The following is a 21,703-nucleotide window of genomic DNA, read 5'->3' as shown; positions in this document are numbered from 1 at the left end:
CGGCCAGGGTCCTGACGGGAGTTCATGTCCACGCCAGACAGCGAGAGTTCTCTGGAGGCTCGATGAACGAAATAACACCGCAGGGCGTCGACCGTCGTTCCGTGCTGCGGGCAGCAGGCGTCGCAGGGGCCGGGCTCGGGCTCGGCGCGGTGCTGGCCGCTCCCGCGTCAGCCGCCGTGGCTGCCCCTCCGCCACGGCAGGGCAGAACCATGATCGGGGTGCCGTTCGAGCGGCGCCGCACGGTACGCGTCGGCGTGATCGGCCTCGGCAACCGTGGCGGCAGCATGCTCGACCTCTTTCTCGCCATTGACGGCGTGCGGATCGTCGCCCTGTGCGATCCCGTGCGGGAGAAGGCGGCGCGGGCCGCGCGGAAGGTCACCGACGCGGGGCAGCCCGCGCCCGCGCTCTACACCAGGGGCGAGCACGACTACGAGAAGCTCTGCGCACGTGGCGACCTTGACTTCGTCTATGTCGTCACGCCCTGGGAGAGCCACTTCGAGATGGCCAAGTCGGCGTTGCTGAACGGCAAGCACGTCGGTGTGGAGTGCCCGCTGGCGATGGAGTTAGGCCATCTGTGGGCGCTGGTCGACCTCTCCGAGCGCACCCGGCGGCACTGCATGCAGCTGGAGAACGTCTGCTACGGAAAGAACGAGATGCGCGTGCTGCGGATGGCGCACCAGGGCCTCTTCGGGGAGCTGCTGCACAGCGCGGGAGCGTACATTCACGACCTGCGCGAGCTGATGTTCTCCCCCACGTACTACGAGGGTCCTTGGCGGCGGCGGTGGCACACCCGGCTCAAGGGCGATCTCTACCCGAACCACGGCTTCGGTCCGGCCGCGAACTATCTGGATGTCAACCGCGGTGACCGGGCGCTGCGTATCAGTACCTTCGGCTCACCGTCTCTGGGGCTGGCGGCCTACCGGGAGGAGAACATACCGCCGGGTGACCCGAGTTGGCGGGAGTCGTATGTCGGGGCCGATATGTCGATCAGCCTGGTGCAGACGACCAAGGGGCGGGTGATCCGGCTGGAGCACAATGTCTCCAATCCGCACCCCTACAGCCGCCTCAACATCCTCGCCGGGACGAAGGGCGTCTTCGAGGACTTTCCACCACGGATATATCTCGAACCGGAGATGGACGACCACACCTGGGGTGACTTCGGTGACTACGCGCGCTGGGACCACTGGCTGTGGCAGGAGCACTCCAATCCGCCCGGCGGGCATGGCGGGATGGACTACATCATGGTGTACCGCCTGATGCAGTGCATGAAGCTTGGGCTGGTACCGGACTTCGACGTCTATGACGGGGCGACGTGGAGCGCGCCGGTGCCGCTCAGCCACGCCTCGATCAAGGCGAAGGGCGTGCCTCAGGAGATCCCCGACTTCACCCGTGGGCTGTGGGAGAAGGAGCGGGACGGGGTGGATTCCCAGAAGCCCGAGGAGTAGCGGGCCGCGCCGCCCTGGGATGCCCCGCAGATTCGCGATCTTCCCTACGCCGGTCCCGGTGAGCCCCGCGTGCGGTCCGGATTCCACTCTCTGCTGTGGCTGGGGCGCCGCACCCAGCCCGTCGCCCCGGGGCCAAGGCCCTGGGGCGGACGGGTGGACAGCGAGGTCGGCTCCCGCGGGCTGGTGAGCACGGCTCAGCCGACGATACCCAGGGCTATCAGCCCGCTCGCCACCCCGGCCAGCCCGAAGGCCGGCATCAGCACGTTCATCTCCACCCAGGCGCCCGCCCGGAACCGCATAAAGCGCGGGGTGCCCAGTGGGTACCAGCGCTTCCGCTTTATCGAGAGGGGCCACAGGACGGGGCAGCCGGAGACGGTGAGAGCGTCGCCGATGTTGTGCACCATCGCACCCAGCACGATCGGCAGACCGAGCCAGAGGTATTCGAGGCCCTGCCCGGGGAACAGCCAGTCGGCGCCCTTGCCCGGCTGATCGAGGACCCCGGCCAGGATCCACGCGGTGGTCGCCCCGAGCAGCCAGACCAGCACATCGCTGGAGACCCGGGCCATCCGCCACAGCAGCCCCTCGACGGCAAGCACCATATGGATAAAGAGGATGACCAGCACCGCCCAACGGCCGCCCGTTACCGCCGCCGCCGAGAAGCCCGCGCCGACCAGCACCGCCCAGAGCCAGGTGTGGGTCAGTGTGCGGTGACCACCGGAGCGCTTGCGCTCGCCCTTGCCCCGGGTGGCGTTGAAGACGGCCGTGGACAGTTTGTCGATGATCCCGCACAGTGCCCGGGAGACCGGACCGAAGGCGCGGGAGATGGTCGCCGACTTCGTGTCGAGGTCCGGCGCCAGCGCGGCTCCCGAGCAGATCAGCGCACCGACGACAAGGACCGGCCAGGGCATCGGACGGTCGAGGGCGGCGGCCCCCGCTCCCACTCCCAGCCAGGCCGCGGCCCCCGACAGTGAGTGTGCCGGTCCCATCATGTGTGTCCCACCCCATCGCTGTGCAGTTTGCTCTTGCTTCGCTCTGACGCCTTCGCTCTGGCGCCCGCTCGGCGCCTCAGCGTAGTGCCACATGATCTTGCGGCTGCCGCCGGTTCCCGTGATCGGCTCGAAGGGAGGCAGTATGGGGGCGTGACCCTTATCGATCAGATGCCGAACAGCCCCGACCCCGACGCCCTCTTCGACGCCTTCTCGTCGTGGGCCGAAGAGCGGGGTATCACGCTCTACCCCGCTCAGGAGGAGGCACTGATCGAGGTGGTCTCCGGGGCGAACGTCATCCTGTCCACACCGACCGGCTCGGGAAAGTCCCTGGTCGCGGCCGGAGCACACTTCGCCGCGCTCGCCCAGGACAAGGTCACCTTCTACACCGCGCCGATCAAGGCGCTGGTGTCGGAGAAGTTCTTTGATCTGTGCAAGATCTTCGGCACCGAGAACGTCGGCATGCTCACCGGTGACGCCTCGGTCAACGCCGATGCCCCCGTGATCTGCTGCACCGCCGAGGTACTGGCCTCGATCGCACTGCGGGACGGCAAGGACGCGGACATCGGCCAGGTGGTCATGGACGAGTTCCACTTCTATGCCGAGCCGGACCGGGGCTGGGCCTGGCAGATCCCGCTGCTGGAGCTGCCTCAAGCACAATTCGTCCTGATGTCGGCCACGCTCGGCGATATGTCCCGGTTCGAGGGTGATCTCACCCGGCGCACCGGCCGCCCCACCGCGGTGGTGCGCTCCGCGACCCGTCCGGTACCGCTGAGCTATGAGTACCGCACGACGACGCTCACCGAGACTCTGACCGAACTGCTGGAAACACATCAGGCGCCCGTCTATATCGTGCACTTCACTCAGGCCCAAGCGGTGGAGCGGGCGCAGGCGCTGATGAGCATCAACATGTGTACGCGGGCTGAGAAGGACGAGATCGCCTCGCTCATCGGCAACTTCCGCTTCACCACCAAGTTCGGCCGTAATCTGTCGCGCTATGTCCGCCATGGCATCGGGGTACACCACGCTGGGATGCTGCCCAAGTACCGACGGCTGGTGGAGCGGCTTGCGCAGGCCGGGCTGCTGAAGGTCATCTGTGGCACCGACACCCTCGGTGTCGGCGTCAATGTTCCCATTCGCACGGTGCTGTTCACGGCGCTCACCAAGTACGACGGCAATCGGGTGCGGACCCTGCGAGCGCGCGAGTTCCACCAGATCGCGGGCCGTGCGGGCCGTGCCGGGTTCGACACCTCTGGCTTTGTGGTTGCCCAGGCTCCCGAGCATGTCATCGAGAACGAGAAGGCTCTGGCCAAGGCGGGCGACGACCCCAAGAAGCGCCGCAAGGTGGTGCGTAAGAAGGCGCCCGAGGGTTTCGTCAGCTGGGGACAGAACACCTTTGAGAAGCTGATCGCCGCTGAGCCGGAGCCGCTGACCTCCCGCTTCCGGGTCACCCACACGATGCTGCTGTCGGTCATCGCCCGGCCCGGCAATGCCTTCGCGGCGATGCGGCGACTGCTGGAGGACAGCCACGAGGACCGCCGCGCCCAACTGCGGCACATCCGCCGGGCCATCGCGATCTACCGTTCGCTGCTGGACGGTGGCGTCGTCGAGCAGCTGAATGTGCCGGACGCGCAGGGCCGTGACATCCGGCTGACAGTAGATCTCCAGGAGAACTTCGCCCTCAATCAGCCCCTGTCGACGTTCGCACTGGCCGCCTTCGAACTCCTCGACCCGGAGTCCCCGTCGTACGCGCTCGATATGGTCTCGGTCGTGGAGTCCACCCTGGACGACCCCCGGCAGATCCTCGCCGCCCAGCAGAACAAGGCCAAGGGCGAGGCCGTCGCCGAGATGAAGGCCGATGGCATCGAGTACGAGGAGCGGATGGAGCGGCTGATGGACATCAGCTACCCCAAGCCGCTTGAGGAGCTGCTTTCCCACGCCTACGGCCTCTACCGCAAGTCTCATCCCTGGGTCGGCGACTACCCGCTCTCGCCGAAGTCGGTCATCCGCGATATGTACGAGCGGGCGATGTCCTTCAGCGAGTTTGTCTCCTTCTACGAGCTGGCCCGCACCGAGGGCATCGTGCTGCGCTATCTCGCCAGCGCCTACAAGGCCCTGGAGCACACCGTCCCGGACGATCTGAAATCCGAGGAATTCCAGGACATCATCGAGTGGCTGGGCGAGATGGTCCGCCAAGTCGACTCCAGCCTGCTGGATGAGTGGGAGCAGCTGGCCAACCCGGAGGTCGAATCCGCCGAGGAGGCACAGGACCGCGCCGATCAGGTCCGTCCGGTCACCAGCAACGCCCGTGCCTTCCGGGTCCTGGTGCGCAACGCGATGTTCCGCCGGGTGGAGCTCGCCGCCCTCGACAAGGTCGAGGAGCTGGGCGAGATGGACGCCGAGTCCGGCTGGGACGAGGACGCCTGGGGCGCGGCCATGGACGCGTACTGGGCGGAGTACGACGAGCTGGGCACCGGCCCCGATGCCCGCGGACCGAAGCTGCTGCAGATCGAGGAGGTACCCGAGGACGGCCTGTGGCGCGTCCGGCAGACCTTCGCCGATCCCAACGGCGATCATGACTGGGGAATCTCCGCCGAAGTTGATCTCACCGCCTCCGATGAGGAGGGCCGCGCGGTAGTGAAGGTGACCGACGTCGGCCAGCTGTGACAAAGGAGCATCGCCGATGACCGCCAGTCCCGCCGAGCGGCTGATCGATCTGCTCGATCTGGAGCAGATCGAGCAGAACATCTTCCGTGGCCGCAGCCCCCAGGAGCATCTGCAACGAGTCTTCGGCGGCCAGGTCGCCGGGCAGGCGCTGGTGGCGGCCGGGCGCACCACGGACGGAAAGCGGCCGGTGCACTCGCTGCACGCGTACTTCCTGCGCCCCGGCGTCCCGGGAGTGCCCATCGTGTACCAGGTCGAGCGGGTCCGCGATGGCCGCTCCTTCACCACCCGCCGCGTGGTCGCCGTACAGCGGGGCCGGACGATCTTCAATCTGACCGCTTCCTTCCATCTTCCGGAGCCGGGCATCGAGCACCAGCTCCCCATGCGTCATGTCCCGGGCCCGGAAACCCTGCCGAGGCTCGCCGATGAGATCCGTGACCATCTGGGCGCACTGCCGGAGTCGCTGGAGCGGATGGCCCGTCGGCAGCCCTTCGATATCCGCTATGTCGACCGGCTGCGCTGGACGCCCGAGGAGGTCAAGGGCGCCGAGACACGCAGTGCCGTGTGGATGCGCGCGGTCGGCCCACTGGGGGACGATCCGCTGGTGCACACCTGTGCCCTCGCCTACGCCAGCGACATGATGCTGCTGGACGCGGTACGGGTTCCGGTGGAGCCGCTGTGGGGCCCGCGCGGCTTTGATATGGCCTCCCTCGACCACGCCATGTGGTTCCACCGCCCCTTCCGTACCGATGAGTGGTTCCTCTACGACCAGGAGTCACCCATCGCGACCGGCGGCCGGGGCCTGGCTCAGGGCCGTATCTACGACCGGGAGGGACAACTGCTGGTCTCCGTGGTCCAGGAGGGCCTGTTCCGGCCGCACGGTGACTGACCGGGCCGGTGCTGGACCGGTGGCGCGGGCCATGCCGAGGGCCAGGGTCAGATTCATCCGGTGCCAGCGGATCTCCTCCTCCGACTCCGCGGTGAGCACATCACCGATCACCTCCCAGGTGGTGCGGGCCACCGGCCGCCATGGTGCCAGCGAGGGCCGTAGCTCACCGAGCAGCAGCCGCTCCGCTGGTTCGGGCACCGCCTCTTCGAAGGCATCCTGGTCCAGCACCGCGGCATGGACGGCCGCCGCTTCCCAGGGGTCGTCGGTCTGCCGCAGCAACTGGCCGATACGGCGGGCACGCCAGTGCCGTGGCCGCCAGTCCTCGCCGTGCTTCAGCACAGCACGCACACCACTGGGCAGCGGCCCATGCAGCAGTGCCGACTGCCGCTCGGCGAACTGGCGCAGCTCGGTGGCGAGATAGAGCCAGACGAGATGGCGATAACGGTTTACGGAGAAGCGCACCGGGCTGAAGCAACCCGCCCGTGCCAGCCGGGCGAAGCGGGCCGGACCGACCCCCAGCAGCTCGGCACCCCCGGTGGCGCCCATCAGCCGCAGCCGCTGCCGCAGCGATGCCGGGAAGCCCTCCTCGCTCCGCGCCCGGACCAGCTCCGTGACCGGGATCCGGCGCCGTTCACGCTTCCGCACCGGCGGCGCGGTGCGCAGCAACCCGAGCTCCACGGCCAGGGCCAGCTCCCGTGGCGTCAGCCCGAGCTCCCGCCCGGCCCGGCTCATCGAAACCGTCCGCGACACCATCCCCGGCTCCGGCCGCACAACGACCGGCTTGGCCAAGCACGCTGACATAGCTGACATAACAGCCCTCCCGCACAGCACTCCATTACGGTGAGTGATGACCGTAGCCCGCCCAGGCATCCCCTGCGGAGCCCTGTGGACAACTCGGCGAAAGCCCAGTTCAGGTTGGGTCAGCGGCCATTACGGGCGGCCACGCCCAGATGCTCACCAACGCGGTTGACCAACAGCGTCATCTCATAGGCGATCTGCCCGATGTCCGCCTCCGCCGTGGCGAGCACGCACAGACAGCTGCCGTCGCCCGCCGCGGTCACAAAGAGCATCCCCTCATCGAATTCGATCATCGTCTGGCGCACCCGCCCCGCCCCAAAGTGCTGCCCCGAGCCCTTAGCCAGGCTGTAGAGCCCCGAAGAAACCGCGGCCAGCCGCTCCGCGTCGTGCCGCTCCAGTCCAGGACTGGCCCCGGTGACCAGCCCATCGGTTGAGAGCACCAGTGCATGGCGGACGCTGGACATCCGCTGCGTCAGGTCATCGAGCAGCCAGTCCAGTTCCGTGGTCAGTGCCATCCCCGTCTTCCCCCTTCTCGTGGTGACCGCCGTGCCACTCTTGCCCACCACAGGCGCTCCGGCAACACCGCATGCGGCCCCTGAGGGGTCCGCCGACTGACGGGCGCGGTTCCAGCGCTTCCTGGGGGCATGGGCAATCATGGCTGTATGAGAGAGAACGATCCCGCTCAGGTACAGGACTTCTTCACCGAGCGGGCCGCCGACTGGGACTCCCGCTTCCCCGACGACGGCCCGGCCTATGCGGCGGGCATCGCCGAAATCGGCCTGCGCGCCGGCGACCGGGTGCTCGACGCAGGGTGTGGCACCGGCCGGGCGCTGCCCGCGCTACGTGCGGCGGTCGGTCCCCGGGGTGTGGTCCTGGGCGTGGATCTCACCCCGGCGATGCTGGCGGCGGCGGTACGGGCCGGGCGGCACCGCGAAGGGCTGCTGGCGCTGGCCGATACCGGTCGGCTCCCGCTGCGTGACGGGGTGCTGGACGCGGTGTTCGCTGCGGGGCTGCTCACCCATCTGCCGGATCCGCCGGCCGGGTTGCGGGAGCTGGCACGCGTGGTACGGGCCGGCGGGCGGCTGGCGCTCTTCCATCCCATCGGGCGGGCCGCGCTGGCCGCGCGGCACGGGCGGTCGGTGACGCCGGACGATATGCGCGCCGAGCGCAATCTCCGGCCGCTGCTGGCTGCGGCGGGGTGGCGGCTGACCTCTTACGAGGATGAGGACGCGCGTTTTCTGGCGTTGGCGCAGCGCGAGTAACCGCCCCGGCCCCGGGGTTGACCGGTGCGGCTGGATGGGCACAACACCGCTAGTTGCGGGTGGGGCGTGCGGGGCAGGTTGGGGGAAAGGTGCCGAGGTCGGTCAGGCGGTAGCCGTCGGGGTATCCCGGGTAGCTCTTGATCTGCGGGTTCTGCCGGGCGTAGTGCGGCTTCTCGCGGGGCGGCAGCAGCCGTACCGCCCGGCCGCGCAACCGTACCGCGCCGCGCACCAGACGCCGCGCCACCGGCGAGGGCCGCGCATAGCGGAAGGCGCGCAGCAGCGAATCGTCGAGCAGCGCCAGGCTGGCGCCCCGGGCGAGCGGGGCCAGTGGGCGTGGATACCAGGAGGCCATCAGATCGAGGGTGGCGTCCGATACGGAGCGGCCCCCCGCGTCATAGCCGAAGTGGGTGTCCTCGTAGTCGTCCAGACAGCGCTCGAAGCCGGCGTAGTCGTGCGGGATCTGCTGGATGCCCATCTGCTGACCGAGCGTGCGGTAGTACGCCACCACCGCACGCAGTTCGTGGTCGGTGAGCCGGCGCCAACCGTAGTCGTCCAGCCACCGCTTGGGGATCACGACGAAGGTGCACAGTACGTAGCGCATATCGTCGTTGGTGATGTCGTAGCCGCGGTGCATCTGATTGATGCGGCGGATCGCGGTGCGGCCGTCCGCCGAGTCGAAGCCGTGCTCAAGGACGGCGTCCAGCAGCAGCGAGGTGTCGTCGTAGCGCTTCTGCGTCCGCTCGGTCAGCTCGGCGGTCTCGGCGAGGAGCCGTCCGATGCTGGGGACGGCATAGGTGCGATACAGGGCCAGCTCCAGGGCCCGGGTGATGTCCCAGGGGAACTCGTAGGTGGCGATAAGCCGGTAAATCGTCAGATAGTCCTGCTCCGGATCGAGCTCCAGGATCTCCTTGAGCCGGTCGTAGCGCCGCATGCTCGCATCCCCCTGGTCAGGTCGGCTGTCGGTCCGTCAACTCTACGCGGCGTGCGAGCCGACGGACCGCTGGCCGGGTCAGCGACCGAGCTCCTTGCGGGAGACCCGGCGCAGCCGTTTGCGCTGCGAGGGGTCCAGCGTCAGATACGCGACGGCGGGCACCCCGAACACGATCAGCAGCACAGCCCAGAACGGAAGCCAGTACAGCAGGAGCAGCCCCACGGCTACACCGCCAATGGCGATCTTCCCTTGAGTGCTCATCTTCTTTGTCTCCTCCGCGTCGGCGGCGGCGGCTGCCGCTCCCTCCTTCTATTGAACGCCCTCGGAGGCCCGCACGTTCCTGGCCGTTTCCGGTCGGCACCGACCGCGGCTACGTCATCCCGGATCTCCGCGCTCCTCGGCTGCGCGGCCGTCTTTCTGCCCGCCGGCCCGCCCCGCCAGTCCGACCGCTGGACGGCGGCCGGCGGCAACGCCCAGCTGCGGTACGGCCGGGATGGACGCTGGTGGCCGTACCGCAAGGAGCGCGGCCGTTGGTGGCCCGCGGGTCCCGCGAGCCTGGACCCGGCCACCGCGCTGGCCGAGCTGGGACAGGTGGATCAGACGGCGCCCGCCAGCACCGGGTAGTAGCCGCCGGACTGGCCTGCGGCCGTGGGGTGATAGGAATGGTCGATCGGGAAGGTCACACTGTGCAGCCAGGAGTCGCCGGAGCAGATCTCGTGGCCGGTGAAGGTCGGGCGTACATCGCCGAAGGTGTAGCCGTGGTCGGCCGCTCGTTTGGCGGTGACCCCGTTCAGATCGTCAGCGGCCGCGTTGAGCGCGGCGCGTGACTTCTCGCTCATCCCTACGGAACAACTGCCGTTCAGCTTGTACATCCGTGGGTAGCCGAGGACGACGACCTGGGCGTTGGGCGCCTTGGCGCTGATGGCGCCGTACACCGCGTCCAACCGTCCGGGGAGGGTGTTCGCGATGTACGCACGTGCCTCTTCGACCCGGGCGAGGCATGCCCGCTCACCCTGGAGCACGCAGGTGGTCATGGTGTCGGCGAAGCCCGCGTCATTGCCTCCCACGCTGATGCTGACCAGCGTGGTACCGGCATTGACCGGGCCGAGCTGACGGTCGATCACATCGTTGGTACGCGCCCCGGAGCAGGCGGTGAAGTCGAAGGACGCGGGGGAGTTCGCGTTGCTCCATAGTGTGGGATAAGCCCGGTTGCTGCGCTTGCAGTTGCCGCTGCCACCGTCGTAGTCACCGGCGCCGACTCCGGAGGAGTAGGAGTCACCGAGTGCGACATAGGAGACGGCAGCTTCGTCAGCGGTGGCAGCGCTTGCGCCGCTGAAGGCCGAGAGAGCGACGAGGGCTGCCACCGTGGTCGATACCGATAGGAATCTGGACAGATGCATGGAACCTCCCGTGGGGGACATGGAGGAACGCCTGTGACATCCGTCGTAGCAGCGCACAACGCAGACGAGAAGTGTCCATGCCAAAATTTCGTTCATTGCTCCCTGTGTGAACGAAACTGTCGGTTCCAGGTATCGAGTGTTTCCCGGAGATTCAGCCGATCAGTTGATCAAGCCGATCCGGCGTCAACTGAGCTAGCGGAGCGGACCGTTCAGCTTGCTCCCCTCGGTCGCCACCAGGCTGCAGGTAACGGTCTTCATCCCCATGAGGTAGCCGGTCTTCTTCGGGAACTGAGACAGCGTCCGGAACCGCTGCCCTGCGGGCTGCTGCCGCGCCTTGGTCTCCAGCTTGCTCTTGCAGATCGAATCGGCCTTGTCCTTGACGGCGTCATCGGTGTCGAAGTCCCCGGTCAGCTTCTCCTGGTAGACGACTTCCCCGTCATGCGCCTTGGCACAGGAAAGCTTCTCGTTCTGCCCCTGCTTATCCGAAAGGTCGAAGCAGTCACCGGGCCGGAGCTGGTAGGACGGGCGCGGACCGGAGCTGGGAGTCGGCATGTTGGACTCCCAGTCGTAGTCCGAGGGTGTCGCGTCCGGATCGTCGAAGCGGTCATCCTTACCATCGTCATCGTCGAAGTCGCCATCAGGCGACTCAGTGTCGGTCGGCGTTGGCTCAGCACTGGTCGGCGAGGCGCTTGGACTCTCCTTGGCCTGCTCGTCCTTCTTCCCGCCACCGGTGAGCAGCAGGGCACCACCCACGATGAGGGCTCCGACCAGCACGACACCGATCAGCGCGATAACCGTCGTTCTGCGATTGCCGCCTCCACCGGGCGGGGGTGGCGGCTGCCAGCCGCCGGGCCCGGGCGGTCCAGGCGGCCCCGGCGGCCCGTAACCACTGTTCCCGGCACCGCCATAGCCACCCGGAGCCCCATAACCGCCTGGCGGGCCGGACGGCGGTCCAGGCGGGCCTGGATTGCCGGAGTTGGCCGGATTACCGGGGTAGCCGTAACCACTGGGCGGACCGAAGCCGCCAGCCCCGGCTGAGTTGTTAGGCGGCTGCTGGCCAGGAGGCGGTGGAATCGTCATACCGCCAACTCTGTCATGTACGGAATCCACGCCCCGCTCAGGTCGGGAGGACTTCACCACAGCGACTCCGGAATGAGACCGTCCGCGGGGTCTCACTCTCTCCCTTGGCTGACTTCCGTCATGGAACTAAACCCACGTTCGATGGCGTTAACCGTTCATCCGTCCAACGGGAGGTTCCATGGCTGGTCTGCGACCCGCATCCTTCGGTGCCGAGCCGACTGGGGAGCGTCTGCGGCGGATTCTGAGTTCGCCGCACTATGACGCCGCCGCTGACGCGTTCCGCAATCCACCCGCCGCTCATACCGAGCCACAGGCCACCCACTCACGGCTGGATATGATCCGTACGCTGCTGCGCCGGGATGGACGCAGACCGGCCGCGCCAATCCCGGTGCGGCGCCCGGATCTGTCGGTGCCGCCCACCTCCGGGCTGCGGCTGACCTGGCTCGGACACGCCACCGTTCTCGCGGAGATCGACGGACGGCGGGTGCTGTTCGATCCGGTATGGGGCCAGCGGTGTTCTCCGTTCTCCTTCGCCGGGCCGCGCCGCTTCCACCCGGCGCCCCTTCCGCTGGCTGATCTCGGACGGCTGGACGCCGTCGTCATCTCGCATGACCACTACGACCATCTCGATCTGCCGACCATTCGCGAGCTCGCCGCCACCGATGTGCTGTTCGCCGTGCCGCTCGGGGTCGGCGCTCACCTGGAGCACTGGGGAGTACGGGCGGACCGGATCGCCGAGCTGGACTGGCATGAGGCGGTGGACACCGCAGGTCTCACCCTCACCGCGACCCCGGCCCGGCACTTCTGCGGCCGTGGCCTGCGCAACAAGCAGCGCACCCTCTGGGCGTCCTGGTCGGTGACCGGCCCACGGCACCGGGTCTTCCACACCGGTGACACCGGATACTTCCCGGGCTTCGCGGAGATCGGCGCGGACCATGGCCCCTTTGACGCGGCGATGATCCAGATCGGCGCGTACAGCGAGTTCTGGCCGGATGTTCATATGACACCCGAAGAGGGCTTGCGGGCCCATCTCGACCTGGCGGGCGGCACCCTGCTGCCCATCCACTGGGGCACCTTCAATCTCGCCCCGCACCCCTGGGCCGAGCCGGCCGAGCGCGTGCTGGCGGCAGCCTCGGCTGCGAGGGTGCGAACGGCGGTCCCACTGCCGGGCGCGCCCTTCGAGCCCTCGGCCGACGAGCTGCCGGTCGCACCATGGTGGCGGCCCATCACGCACTCTCCCGGTGACTCGACCACCACGGCTACGGGAGCCGAGAGAGCATTTTCGGTATGAGCCGGGGGCCTGCCCGGCTCCGTGCCTCAAGTGCCGCGGCGTGGTTCGGGAATCATGGGCAACGGGCCGGTGACCAGTCCCACCTTGGGCAGCGGCTCTATCTTGAGACCAGGCACTGGCTTGAGCCGGAATCGGGAAGCGACAGCGGTCAGGACGAGTGTGGCCTCGGTCATCCCGAAGCTGTCACCGATGCATTTGTGAATGCCCGCACCAAAAGGGACCATAGCGCCGCGCCGTACGGCCTTGGCCCGTTCCGGAAGCCAGCGGTCCGGATCAAATTCTGCAGGGACCGGAAAGGAAGCGGAATCGCGGCCCAGGACATAGGGACTGAACAGGACGATCGTGCCTGCGGGCAGACGAGTGCCCGCGATGTCCACCTCCTGGGTGGTCAACCGGGTGAAGATCCACCCAGGTGGAAAAAGGCGCAGGACTTCGGTGATGACGCGCTGCGCGTACGGCAGCCGAGGCAGATCGCCGAAGCCAGGCAGGCGACCACCGAGGACATCGTCAAGTTCCTCATGCAGCCGCTCTTCGATCCGAGGATGTTCGCTGAGGAGGTAGAACGCCCAGGACAAGGCACTCGCAGCCGTCTCCGTGCCACCGAGAAGGAGCGTCATCACCTGATCGTGTATCTCGCGATGGGTCAGGCCGTCGCCGCTCTCTTCGTCTCGGGCGCCAATCAGGATGGACATCAGATCGCCCTGGTCGGCACCTGTCTTCGGATAGCCCGCAATGGTCTGGTCGATGACTTTGCGTAGACCGGCCTGTGCCTGTTCGAAACGGCGGTTGTCCGGCGTAGGTAATCTCTCCATCAGCCCCAGCGGGGCGACCATGCGCTTGTACACGCCCCGCAGAATGACGGGCAGGCACCGTTGAAACTCGGCAACGGCCTCATCGTCGATCTGGGTGGAGAACAGCGTACGAGCCGCGACGCGGGTGGTGAACACATGCAGTGCCTCGCTGACATCGAGCGCCTCGCCCGGCTGCCAGGTGTTGAGCATGGCCTCGGTCTCCTCACACATCACCGTGGCGTAGGCAGCCATCCGCTCGGCGTGGAAGGCGGGCTGCATCATGCGGCGCTGTCGCCGGTGTGCCTCCCAGCCACAGGTGAAGAGGCCATCTCCGGTGAAGGTGCGCGCCTTGTCAAAGAGCGGACCGCCCCTGTCGAAGGTGCGCGATTCCCGCAGTACCTGTTGGGCCACATCAGGGTGACAGGCCACATAGGCCCGCCGGGGACCGAGCCGGATCTCAACCAGATCACCGTAGGCCGGCAGGCTGGCCAGAAAGTCCAACGGTCGGCGTCGCAGCGGCAGTACATGGCCAAGCACCGGGAGGCGGCCAGGCGCGATGGCCGTTGCCGAAGGGCGAGAAGGGCGAGAACTCAGTGGTGGGCCCTGTGCGCTCATGACCGCAGCCTCGCCGTTGGACTGGTGAAACTGACCCACCCGGAGGTGGAACCGTCCCACACGGATCCGTCACCGAAATAGCGAGGGGTGAGGTACTCGAATTCCTGAGCACCAGCGATCAGGTGGTCCAGCCCGTCGAGGTAGGCACGGACATCACGGCGATCGCCTTCGGGGCCGCCGAGGACTGCGTCCCGGGCAGCGGCGTACGCCCTCTCATGAAGTTCAGCCAACTCACACACCTGGTCCACAGCCTGCTGGAGCGTCAAGCCGTAGTGATGGCACAGGACACGCACCGCGTTCATCGGGTCTCCATGCTCCTTGCGCAGCGACAGCACGTCGTTGACGAGGATCATCTGCCGCATACCGTGCGCGTAAACCTCACCGAATTCCGGCGACGCGGCGAACTCGGACATATCAACAGCCATCGCATATTCATTGAGCAGTACAACGAAATCACAGCCGAAGCTGTCGATACGGATGGCCATATATGTGTCGTAGTCCGGTACGACACCGCCCAGCTGGAAGGGCAGCTCGGCGGTGATACCGCCGAGGAACGTCTCCATGCTGGCCCTGAACCGCCCAATCTGCTGAGTGGTCAGACCGGGGCTGATCCGCTGCCACAGGTCCGCTGCCGCCCGCCCGAACGGAGATGCCGCACCCGTCCCGGCACCGAAGTCAGTCATGATTTTTTCGAACATCTTCCGGGCACCGTAGATATTCGCTCCGAGCCCGGAATGGTCCACCGCCAAGTTATCGATGAGACCAACGAAGTGGTAGAAGTCGGTGAGATCAAGCACACGTTGCTCGTCGGCCTTCGGCGCGATGAGTGGCCCATACAACCCGACCCGTTCTCGCAGGAGTTTCAGCAGTTGTTCTTCGCTGGCAAAGCACTCCCCCAAGCTGCGGCGAACCCACCCGTTCGAGCGGAACTCAATCTGTGCGGCCTTGGGATGGTAAGCGACGGGCAGCAGCCTCGGCAGCTCGGGAAGGTAGAACCCCTCCGCGTCCGCGTTCCGGGAAGGGACGGTGTGCAGTGGAGATGTGTCGTACACCAGTTCTCCTTGAATCAATGGTTCTTCGGCCTGATGCGGAGACAAGCGTGGGAGCGGATTACACGGCTCTCGCGGAGACAGCATGAGCCAGTTGACGCAGGACCGCGGTGACAGGAGCGGGGAAAGGGGCGCTGTCCAGGGCGTCCAGGGCCTCGCGGTGGCGAACGGTAATCATGCGCTCCGTTTCCTGTCGGGCGCCGGTGGCGTCGAGAACGGCACGGACAGCGTCCGCTCGGGCCTCATCGATACCGGGGTGGCCCACCATGAAGCGCAGAAGCCTCAACTGTGCTGGGGTGGCCCGCAAAACAGCCAGGGCCATCAGCGCCGTGCACTTGCCCTCACGGAGATCATCAATGACAGGCTTACCGGTCCTCTGTGGATCCCCGAAGACTCCCAGGAGATCGTCCCGGAGCTGGAATGCCTCGCCCGTCGGAATGCCGTAGGCAGTGCAGGCCTCCGCGACAGCCAGGCCGGACCCGGCCAGTGCGGCGCCAAAATGCAGGGGGCGCTCAATGGTGTACTTGGCGGTCTTGTACCGGCTGATCGCCAAGGCCTGGCCCACATCGCCGGTAGGCCGGCCTGCGGCCAGCAGATCGAGATACTGCCCGAACATGAGCTCAGTGCGCATCGTGTCCAGCACGGGCAGGGCCGAATCCAGTTGGTCCGGGGTGAGCTCTGCGGTGTGCAGCATCTCGTCCGACCAGGTCAGCGCGAGGTCACTGAGCAGAATCGCGGCATTGGCTCCAAACCGACCGGCGGCGGTCCTGACGCCGTCAGGGCGACGCCCGGCCAGCTCACGGTGGACGCTGGGGCGCCCGCGGCGTATGGCGCTGTCGTCCATGACATCGTCCTGGATGAGGGCGAAGGCATGGAACAGTTCCAATGAAGCCGCCGCTTGAAGCACCGGCCGCGGGTCACCTCGTCCGCGGGCGGCATGCCAGCCGCACAGGCACATCACCGGCCGGATCCGCTTGCCTCCGGCGAACAGGAACTCTCGGAGCGTGTCAATGATTCCGGCCAGCTCGGGCGAGGGCGCGGACTGGCTCTTCGCTGCCAGAAAATCCTCCAGAACGATATCCACCGCATGCCGGATCTCTGAAGGGTCCAGCAGTTCACTGGTGAGGGCGATCGTCATGACGCGGCCCCCTCCGTCACCACTCGGCCCGCTCTTCCACACCGTCGCACTGAAAACAATCCGAACGGGGAGATAGCGCTCACCGAACGGTTGAAAGCTATCCTTCTCCGGTCGGCATACGTAGAAACCGATCAGCGCGTCCCTGGCGTCCCTCAGCCCACACGATGGTGTGTGAGAGGGCGCGAACAGCTACCTGCGCGCTCCCCGCAGAGCCCGCTCAGCGCCCCGTTCCCAGACGACGTGGCCGTAGCCCAGCGGCGACCAGTTCGCCGCGGGCCTGCGCTACCACCGCTTCAGCCCCGCACTGTACGGCGATGTCGACGCCTCGGTACAAACATTCGGCGGCCTCACGCAGCTGTCCCGAGCAACGCAGCACCGAGCCCAGGTCCACCAGAGCGCTCGAAAGCTCATACACCGCCGGCGAACGCTCCAAGTGGGAGACGGCACGCCGCAGCAGATCGGCACGCTCGGCACCATCGCTCAGTCGGCCCGCCACCCAAAGAGCTTGTCCCACAGCTGAGTCCGTACCGAAGCGTTCCGCTCGGCGTAGCGCCTCCTGCCCCAGCTCCTGCGCTCGTTTGCCGTCGTCCATGGCATGTGAGGCGAGGGCGAGCTGAAGCAGCCACGGGCACCAGCTCGGATTGTGCATGCCGCGTGCGTCGAGGCCGCGCCCCACCTCAGCCAGCTCTTCCGCCGCTTCTTTGGGCATCCCCTTGGCCAGCAGCAGTTCGCCGTAGACCATCTGCGCGTTGGGAATGGTGACAGCGGAGGGAAAGGGCTTACCGAATCCGTGGTCCCTGGCCAGTCTCTCCGCCGCCGAGACCTTCCCTCGGGCCAACAGGACTTCGATCAGGCTCCCAGCCGCGTTCCAGTGACCGGACGCCCCAGGTCCGACCCGGTCGGCCAGCCGGAGTCCGGCCCGCATGAAGTCCTCCGCTTCGCTCAGCCGACCGCTGCGGAACCGGATGTAGCCAAGGAACGTGTATCCGAGCGCCAGGGGCACCCCGTGCCATCCCTGTCCCTCGAACTCCGCGACACCCCGTGTAAACAGCTCGTCTGCCCGGTCGGGTTGATCGCAATAGAGGAAGGTGAGTCCCAGCAAGGTAGGGACCTCAAAACCCCAGTCCTCATCAGTCCAGCTCATATCGCCGGAGCTCATCGCCCGTTCCGCGTATTCCAGCGCGGTCGCTGCCGGCTCACCACGCACCACGGCGTCCCAGGCGCGCAGGCCGAGAATGCGGCGCTCGGTCTCATCGCGTCCGGTCAGCCGCTCAGTGAGTCGCGCCAGCCGACGCGAACGTGCCGGGGCATCTTGATCGTCAGAGGTGAAGACGGCCACCTTGAAGTGCTCCGCGTACATCCGCAGCCGCACCCTGGAGTCCGTAGCCCGGTGAGCCTCGTGTTCCACCACCTCCACCGCTTCGGACAGCCGGTCACAGTACGCCAGCGCTCGCGCGAGGCGGATAGCGGTTCCCTGGCGCAGCTCGTCATCCGGACACCCCTCGTCCAGCGCTTCCCGCAGATGGTTCACCGTGGCCGCTGGGTTGTACATCAGCCCGGGGTTGCCAAGCTCGTACAGCACCATGGCCCGCTGCTCCATGGAGGGCGGCTCCCGCAACGCCCTCTCCAGACAGCGCCGGGCGGCATCGGGTGCACCGGCGCGAAGATACTCCCGGGCTGCCGCGCGAAGAGTTGTGACCACTGAGTCGTCGCCCTCTGGATGGGTCTCCAGTAGATGGCGTGCCGCTGGCGTAGGGCCGTGTCCGCTCCTGATGAGCTCCCAAGCCGCCTTGCCGTGCAGGCCCACCCGCACAGCGGCCGGGACTTCGCGGTATACGGCCGTCGCGATCAACGGGTGTATAAACTCCAGCGCTTCATCCTGTTTCAGAATACGTGCGTCACGCAACCGCTCCCTGGCCTGCGCTGCCTCCAGCTGGCCCAGCGCTGCCATGGACGCCGCCAGATTCAAGGATGCCTCGGCGCCGAGAACCGCCACCGCCCAGGCCAGGCGCACGGCGGAGGACCCAAGCTCATCCAGCCGTTCCACCAGGCCAATGCCGTTGGCCGGGCCGGCCATATCCCGCAGCTGGGAGGCGTTCGCCCGGGAGGGAGCCAGGCCCCGGCTGCGAACCTTGGCTGCCAGCTCCACCGTCTGGAAGGGGTTGCCATCGGTGGCCAGCCACGCCGCGTGGCTGAAGTCGTCATCAACGGCCGCGTCCAGCGCCTCGGACAGCAGATCCGAGACCGCGGCGGGGGTCAACGGCGCGAGGTCCAGTGGGCGCAACCGGCTTCCGCCTGTACCGTCCCGGAACACCCGGGCCTCATCGGGCAGTTCATCCGGGCGATAGGTGACGACGAAGAGCGCCGGAATTTCTTCGGTTCGGGCGGCGAACGATGAGAGCCACCGCAACGACTCGGGGTCCACCCACTGCGCGTCATCGATCAGCAGGACCAGCGGGCCGCGCCGCACAGCCACATTGGTGACCACCCAGTCAAGCCCGTCCTGTACGCCCTGAGGGTCCGGCGCCGCGCCGTCCTCAGCAGGACACAGGCCCACACACGGGCCAACAATGCGGTACCAATCACCCAGCACATCGTGGCGCTCTCGCTCGGAGTACGAGGCCAGCAGCGGCTGGAGCAGCTGACGGACCACATGGAAGGCCGTCGCCTGCTCCTGCTCGCCGCCTCTGGCGGACATGATGGCGCAGTCCCGCTCAGCCGCGAGGCGGCGTACTTCGGCCAGTAGCGTCGATTTGCCCGCGCCCGGCGGGCCGGTGAACACCAGCAGCCCGCCCTGCCGGACGCCAGCCGCGCCGATCGCCGACCGGCTGCACAGCCGGTCCAACGCCGCGTGGGCGGCCCTCAGTTCAGTCTCGCGCTCCAGAGTCCTCATCGGGCGCTCCGCACCACGCCGGTGGTGGGTCACGGGCTCCGCCCGTTGCGTGTCGAGCTGCTCCGAAACCACTCGTTCCCCTCTTGTCACACCACCGTGTGCACCGGCGACTCTTCGGTTGTTGCTCTGCGACCGCTGGGCTGGCGGCTCACGACATGCTTGCGTCATGCTTCTGGTCATGTGGTCATGCTTCTGGCGTAGCGTATCGTCAGCGTAGCCTCAAAATCACGCCGAGTGATATTACCTCGGTGAATTGGGTGCCGGGCAGCCGCACCCGCGTTATCATCCGCCGCCGCAAGCAGCCGGGAACATGTGAGCGACCCCGGACGTTGATGGATGAACAGAGCTGTGACCGGCGGACGGAGGCTGGCCGTGGGCACCGAGCCACAGGACCGGGGCGAGGACCGGGAAGAGAACCGGAGTGCTGACTGGGACAACCTGGTTCTGGACGAGCAATTCATCCGCGGCGCGGAGGTCAGCGAGCCCGCCGCGCGGACTCGCATGCTCCAGGAACGCTGGCGGAATCAGCCACCCGAGCCACAGCCCTGGCGGGCGGACGCACCGCCCGCGGGGTGGTTCTGGAGCAAGAGCCGCCGCAAGGCACGCAGGCGGCGGCGCCGCAAAAAAGACGACTAGCCGCTCCAGCCGGGCGAAGTGCCGGGTAACAGGGGTCTGGCCGCACCAGCCAGACCCCTTCAGCATGTCCAGGCAACCATGCGCCCTCCGTAGTTGGTCCAGACCGTAGTCGCCCCCCAGGCCGTAGTTGCTTCAGGCCGTCACGGTGCCCTGCAAATTAGTATGGGGTTATGGCCGCACCCGAGGGACCGCTCGTTGTCGGCGTGGACAGTTCCACGCAGTCCACCAAGGCGCTGATCGTGGACGCCGCGACCGGGCAGGTCATCGCGCAGGGCCAGGCGCGGCACACGGTGACCCCAGATCATGAGAGTGACCCCCGGCTGTGGTGGGACTCGCTGCGGGACGCGCTGGAGCAGTGCGGACCGTACGCTCGCCAGGCCAGCGCGGTTTCGGTCGCCGGGCAGCAGCACGGCCTGGTCACCCTGGACCGGAACGGTCAGCCGGTGCGGCCCGCGCTGCTCTGGAACGATGTGCGCTCCGCGCCGCAACGCGACCGGCTGATTGAGCGGCTGGGCGGGCCCAAGGCGTGGGCCGAGCGGATCGGCAGCGTCCCCTCGCCCTCCTTCACCGCACCCAAGTGGGCCTGGCTGAGCGAGCACGAGCCGGAGGCCGCCAGGGCCACGGCGGCCGTACGGCTCCCTCATGACTACCTCACCGAGCGGCTGACCGGTGCGGCCGTCACGGACCGGGGCGACGCGTCCGGCACCGGCTGGTGGGCCTCGTCGACACAGCGCTATGACGAGGGCGTCCTTGAACTGATCGGCCTGGATCCCACGCTGCTGCCCCGGGTCCTCGGCCATGGTGAGGCAGCCGGTACCGTGCGCGATCTGCCCGGCTTGCCGCTGCCCCGGGGTGCGCTGGTCGCGACCGGCACCGGTGACAACATGGCCGCCGCGCTCGGGCTCGGGCTGCGGCCGGGGCAGCCGGTGCTCAGCCTCGGCACCTCTGGCACGGTCTACGCCGTCTCCAGGCACCGCCCCACCGATCCCACCGGCACCGTCGCGGGCTTCGCCGACGCGCGGGACGCGTGGCTGCCGTTGGCCTGCACCCTCAACTGCACGCTGGCGGTGGACCGTATCGCTGCCCTGCTCGGCCTGGACCGGGAGGCGGTGGAGCCCGGCGGCGCCACCGTTCTGTTCCCCTTCCTGGACGGGGAACGGACGCCGCATCTGCCGTACGCCTCCGGACTGCTGTACGGCCTGCGGCACCATACGAGCGGCGGCCAGGTGCTGCAGGCGGCCTACGACGGCGCGGTGTTCGCGCTGCTCCGGGCGCTGAACCTGGTGCTGGACGGAGACAGCGACCCGGACGCGCCGCTTGTACTCATCGGCGGCGGGGCGAAGGGTACCGCCTGGCGGGAGACGGTGCGGCGGCTGTCCGGGCGGCCGGTGCGGGTGCCGCGGGCGCGGCAGCTGGCGGCGCTGGGCGCGGCCGCCCAGGCGGCGGGACTGCTACTGGGCGAGGACCCAGCTGGGGTCGCCCGGCGCTGGGGAACCGACATCGGGCCCTCGTATGCGGCGGTGCCCCGCGATGAGGCCGCGCTGGGCCGCCTCGAAGAGGCGCTGACCGGTGCGGACGCGCTGCTGCGTCCGCGCTGAGGTGGCTGCTGCCCGCGCTCGAAGGGGAGTTGACGCGGCCGGGCCGCCCACGTGGGCGGCCTTGGCGCTTATCAAGGCCAACCAGCCTGCATTCAGGACTTCTTGGCGTGCTTGTCATCAGATCAGGGGAATTCCCGCCGCTGTCCTCATGAAGGACGCTCCGGCTGCGCAGACTCCCCCCTGTGACGACAGATCAGCGCATACGTCCGCTGGGTGCCGGGGTGGCCGTGGCCGCGC

18 protein-coding genes and 1 pseudogene are annotated in these 21,703 nt (G+C 67.8%); 8 read left to right on the top strand and 11 right to left on the bottom strand.

Annotation, left to right across the window (positions count from 1 at the left end; all coding sequences use genetic code 11):
• Positions 1 to 62: 62 nt before the first annotated feature.
• Entirely contained in the window at positions 63 to 1,445 is a 1,383-nt protein-coding gene (locus test1122_RS24970) for a Gfo/Idh/MocA family protein (RefSeq protein ID WP_232271423.1), read from the top strand.
• A gap of 194 nt (positions 1,446 to 1,639) precedes the next feature.
• On the opposite strand, the gene test1122_RS24965 is transcribed toward test1122_RS24970, so the two are convergent.
• Positions 1,640 to 2,434, bottom strand: coding sequence for a metal-dependent hydrolase (locus test1122_RS24965; RefSeq protein WP_232271422.1), 795 nt, complete (start codon positions 2,432 to 2,434; stop codon positions 1,640 to 1,642).
• 150 nt (positions 2,435 to 2,584) lie between these two features.
• Here test1122_RS24965 and test1122_RS24960 point away from each other — a divergent pair, with 150 nt between their 5' ends.
• Both test1122_RS24960 and test1122_RS24955 read left to right on the top strand, forming a co-directional pair.
• Complete coding sequence (locus test1122_RS24960; protein WP_232271421.1) at positions 2,585 to 5,098, top strand: DEAD/DEAH box helicase; 2,514 nt, start codon at positions 2,585 to 2,587, stop codon at positions 5,096 to 5,098.
• A 16-nt stretch (positions 5,099 to 5,114) separates the two neighbouring features.
• A complete protein-coding gene (locus test1122_RS24955) occupies positions 5,115 to 5,984 on the top strand; it encodes an acyl-CoA thioesterase (RefSeq protein WP_232271420.1) in 870 nt (289 codons plus the stop codon).
• Here the strand turns inward: test1122_RS24955 and test1122_RS24950 are convergent.
• Both test1122_RS24950 and test1122_RS24945 read right to left on the bottom strand, forming a co-directional pair.
• Positions 5,871 to 6,794, bottom strand: coding sequence for a DUF6397 family protein (locus tag test1122_RS24950; protein ID WP_232271419.1), 924 nt, complete (start codon positions 6,792 to 6,794; stop codon positions 5,871 to 5,873). The two genes, test1122_RS24955 and test1122_RS24950, sit on opposite strands and share 114 nt — an antisense overlap.
• 110 nt (positions 6,795 to 6,904) lie before the next feature.
• Positions 6,905 to 7,297: a roadblock/LC7 domain-containing protein gene (locus tag test1122_RS24945; protein WP_232271418.1), complete on the bottom strand. Its 393-nt coding sequence runs from the start codon at positions 7,295 to 7,297 to the stop codon at positions 6,905 to 6,907.
• Between the two features lie 147 nt (positions 7,298 to 7,444).
• Here test1122_RS24945 and test1122_RS24940 point away from each other — a divergent pair, with 147 nt between their 5' ends.
• The gene (locus test1122_RS24940; RefSeq protein WP_232271417.1) at positions 7,445 to 8,044 is read left to right on the top strand and encodes a class I SAM-dependent methyltransferase; all 600 of its coding nucleotides are present in this window, start codon (positions 7,445 to 7,447) and stop codon (positions 8,042 to 8,044) included.
• 49 nt (positions 8,045 to 8,093) lie between these two features.
• Here the strand turns inward: test1122_RS24940 and test1122_RS24935 are convergent, their stop codons facing one another.
• Both test1122_RS24935 and test1122_RS24930 read right to left on the bottom strand, forming a co-directional pair.
• Positions 8,094 to 8,975: an oxygenase MpaB family protein gene (locus tag test1122_RS24935; protein WP_232271416.1), complete on the bottom strand. Its 882-nt coding sequence runs from the start codon at positions 8,973 to 8,975 to the stop codon at positions 8,094 to 8,096.
• A 78-nt stretch (positions 8,976 to 9,053) separates the two neighbouring features.
• Complete coding sequence (locus test1122_RS24930; protein ID WP_232271415.1) at positions 9,054 to 9,236, bottom strand: hypothetical protein; 183 nt, start codon at positions 9,234 to 9,236, stop codon at positions 9,054 to 9,056.
• 183 nt (positions 9,237 to 9,419) lie between these two features.
• Here test1122_RS24930 and test1122_RS24925 point away from each other — a divergent pair.
• Positions 9,420 to 9,599 (top strand): annotated as a pseudogene (locus test1122_RS24925) (SWF or SNF family helicase); the annotation flags it as partial.
• Here test1122_RS24925 and test1122_RS24920 read toward each other — a convergent pair.
• Together test1122_RS24920 and test1122_RS24915 are read right to left on the bottom strand one after the other, a co-directional pair.
• Positions 9,572 to 10,375, bottom strand: coding sequence for an SGNH/GDSL hydrolase family protein (locus test1122_RS24920; RefSeq protein ID WP_232271414.1), 804 nt, complete (start codon positions 10,373 to 10,375; stop codon positions 9,572 to 9,574). The pseudogene test1122_RS24925 and the gene test1122_RS24920 overlap by 28 nt on opposite strands.
• Positions 10,376 to 10,567: 192 nt before the next feature.
• Positions 10,568 to 11,455, bottom strand: coding sequence for a hypothetical protein (locus test1122_RS24915; RefSeq protein ID WP_232271413.1), 888 nt, complete (start codon positions 11,453 to 11,455; stop codon positions 10,568 to 10,570).
• Between the two features lie 178 nt (positions 11,456 to 11,633).
• Between test1122_RS24915 and test1122_RS24910 the strand changes: the two genes are divergently transcribed.
• On the top strand, positions 11,634 to 12,746 hold the full coding sequence (locus test1122_RS24910) for an MBL fold metallo-hydrolase (RefSeq protein ID WP_232271412.1): 1,113 nt from the start codon (positions 11,634 to 11,636) through the stop codon (positions 12,744 to 12,746).
• Positions 12,747 to 12,772: 26 nt separating this feature from the next.
• On the opposite strand, the gene test1122_RS24905 is transcribed toward test1122_RS24910, so the two are convergent.
• The 4 genes from test1122_RS24905 to test1122_RS24890 form a co-directional block, all read right to left on the bottom strand.
• The gene (locus test1122_RS24905; protein WP_277879889.1) at positions 12,773 to 14,152 is read right to left on the bottom strand and encodes a cytochrome P450; all 1,380 of its coding nucleotides are present in this window, start codon (positions 14,150 to 14,152) and stop codon (positions 12,773 to 12,775) included.
• Positions 14,149 to 15,204, bottom strand: a complete 1,056-nt coding sequence (locus test1122_RS24900; protein ID WP_232271410.1) for a terpene synthase family protein — start codon at positions 15,202 to 15,204, stop codon at positions 14,149 to 14,151. The genes test1122_RS24905 and test1122_RS24900 overlap by 4 nt, the downstream gene beginning before the upstream one ends.
• Before the next feature lie 58 nt (positions 15,205 to 15,262).
• Positions 15,263 to 16,339, bottom strand: a complete 1,077-nt coding sequence (locus test1122_RS24895) for a polyprenyl synthetase family protein (protein WP_232271409.1) — start codon at positions 16,337 to 16,339, stop codon at positions 15,263 to 15,265.
• Positions 16,340 to 16,556: 217 nt separating this feature from the next.
• Positions 16,557 to 19,232, bottom strand: coding sequence for an ATP-binding protein (locus tag test1122_RS24890; protein WP_232271408.1), 2,676 nt, complete (start codon positions 19,230 to 19,232; stop codon positions 16,557 to 16,559).
• 372 nt (positions 19,233 to 19,604) lie between these two features.
• Here test1122_RS24890 and test1122_RS24885 point away from each other — a divergent pair, with 372 nt between their 5' ends.
• Both test1122_RS24885 and xylB read left to right on the top strand, forming a co-directional pair.
• Positions 19,605 to 19,868: an SGM_3592 family protein gene (locus test1122_RS24885; RefSeq protein WP_232271407.1), complete on the top strand. Its 264-nt coding sequence runs from the start codon at positions 19,605 to 19,607 to the stop codon at positions 19,866 to 19,868.
• 170 nt (positions 19,869 to 20,038) lie between these two features.
• Entirely contained in the window at positions 20,039 to 21,466 is a 1,428-nt protein-coding gene (gene xylB, locus test1122_RS24880; RefSeq protein WP_232271406.1) for a xylulokinase, read from the top strand.
• Positions 21,467 to 21,703: the final 237 nt, after the last annotated feature.

The sequence above is a fragment of the Streptomyces gobiensis genome, assembly GCF_021216675.1.
Classification (GTDB): Bacteria; Actinomycetota; Actinomycetes; order Streptomycetales; family Streptomycetaceae; genus Streptomyces; species Streptomyces gobiensis.
The sequence above is the reverse complement of the archived record's forward strand: the minus strand, read 5'-3'. Positions and strand labels throughout refer to the sequence as shown.

Coding starts and splice junctions, on each gene's coding strand:
- xylB (WP_232271406.1), top strand. CDS start 20,039: ATGGCCGCACCCGAGGGACCGCTCGTTGTCGGCGTGGACAGTTCCACG.
- test1122_RS24970 (WP_232271423.1), top strand. CDS start 63: ATGAACGAAATAACACCGCAGGGCGTCGACCGTCGTTCCGTGCTGCGG.
- test1122_RS24965 (WP_232271422.1), bottom strand. CDS start 2,434: ATGATGGGACCGGCACACTCACTGTCGGGGGCCGCGGCCTGGCTGGGA.
- test1122_RS24915 (WP_232271413.1), bottom strand. CDS start 11,455: ATGACGATTCCACCGCCTCCTGGCCAGCAGCCGCCTAACAACTCAGCC.
- test1122_RS24920 (WP_232271414.1), bottom strand. CDS start 10,375: ATGCATCTGTCCAGATTCCTATCGGTATCGACCACGGTGGCAGCCCTC.
- test1122_RS24895 (WP_232271409.1), bottom strand. CDS start 16,339: ATGACGATCGCCCTCACCAGTGAACTGCTGGACCCTTCAGAGATCCGG.
- test1122_RS24950 (WP_232271419.1), bottom strand. CDS start 6,794: ATGTCAGCTATGTCAGCGTGCTTGGCCAAGCCGGTCGTTGTGCGGCCG.
- test1122_RS24955 (WP_232271420.1), top strand. CDS start 5,115: ATGACCGCCAGTCCCGCCGAGCGGCTGATCGATCTGCTCGATCTGGAG.
- test1122_RS24940 (WP_232271417.1), top strand. CDS start 7,445: ATGAGAGAGAACGATCCCGCTCAGGTACAGGACTTCTTCACCGAGCGG.
- test1122_RS24890 (WP_232271408.1), bottom strand. CDS start 19,232: ATGAGGACTCTGGAGCGCGAGACTGAACTGAGGGCCGCCCACGCGGCG.
- test1122_RS24905 (WP_277879889.1), bottom strand. CDS start 14,152: ATGAGCGCACAGGGCCCACCACTGAGTTCTCGCCCTTCTCGCCCTTCG.
- test1122_RS24945 (WP_232271418.1), bottom strand. CDS start 7,297: ATGGCACTGACCACGGAACTGGACTGGCTGCTCGATGACCTGACGCAG.
- test1122_RS24910 (WP_232271412.1), top strand. CDS start 11,634: ATGGCTGGTCTGCGACCCGCATCCTTCGGTGCCGAGCCGACTGGGGAG.
- test1122_RS24930 (WP_232271415.1), bottom strand. CDS start 9,236: ATGAGCACTCAAGGGAAGATCGCCATTGGCGGTGTAGCCGTGGGGCTG.
- test1122_RS24935 (WP_232271416.1), bottom strand. CDS start 8,975: ATGCGGCGCTACGACCGGCTCAAGGAGATCCTGGAGCTCGATCCGGAG.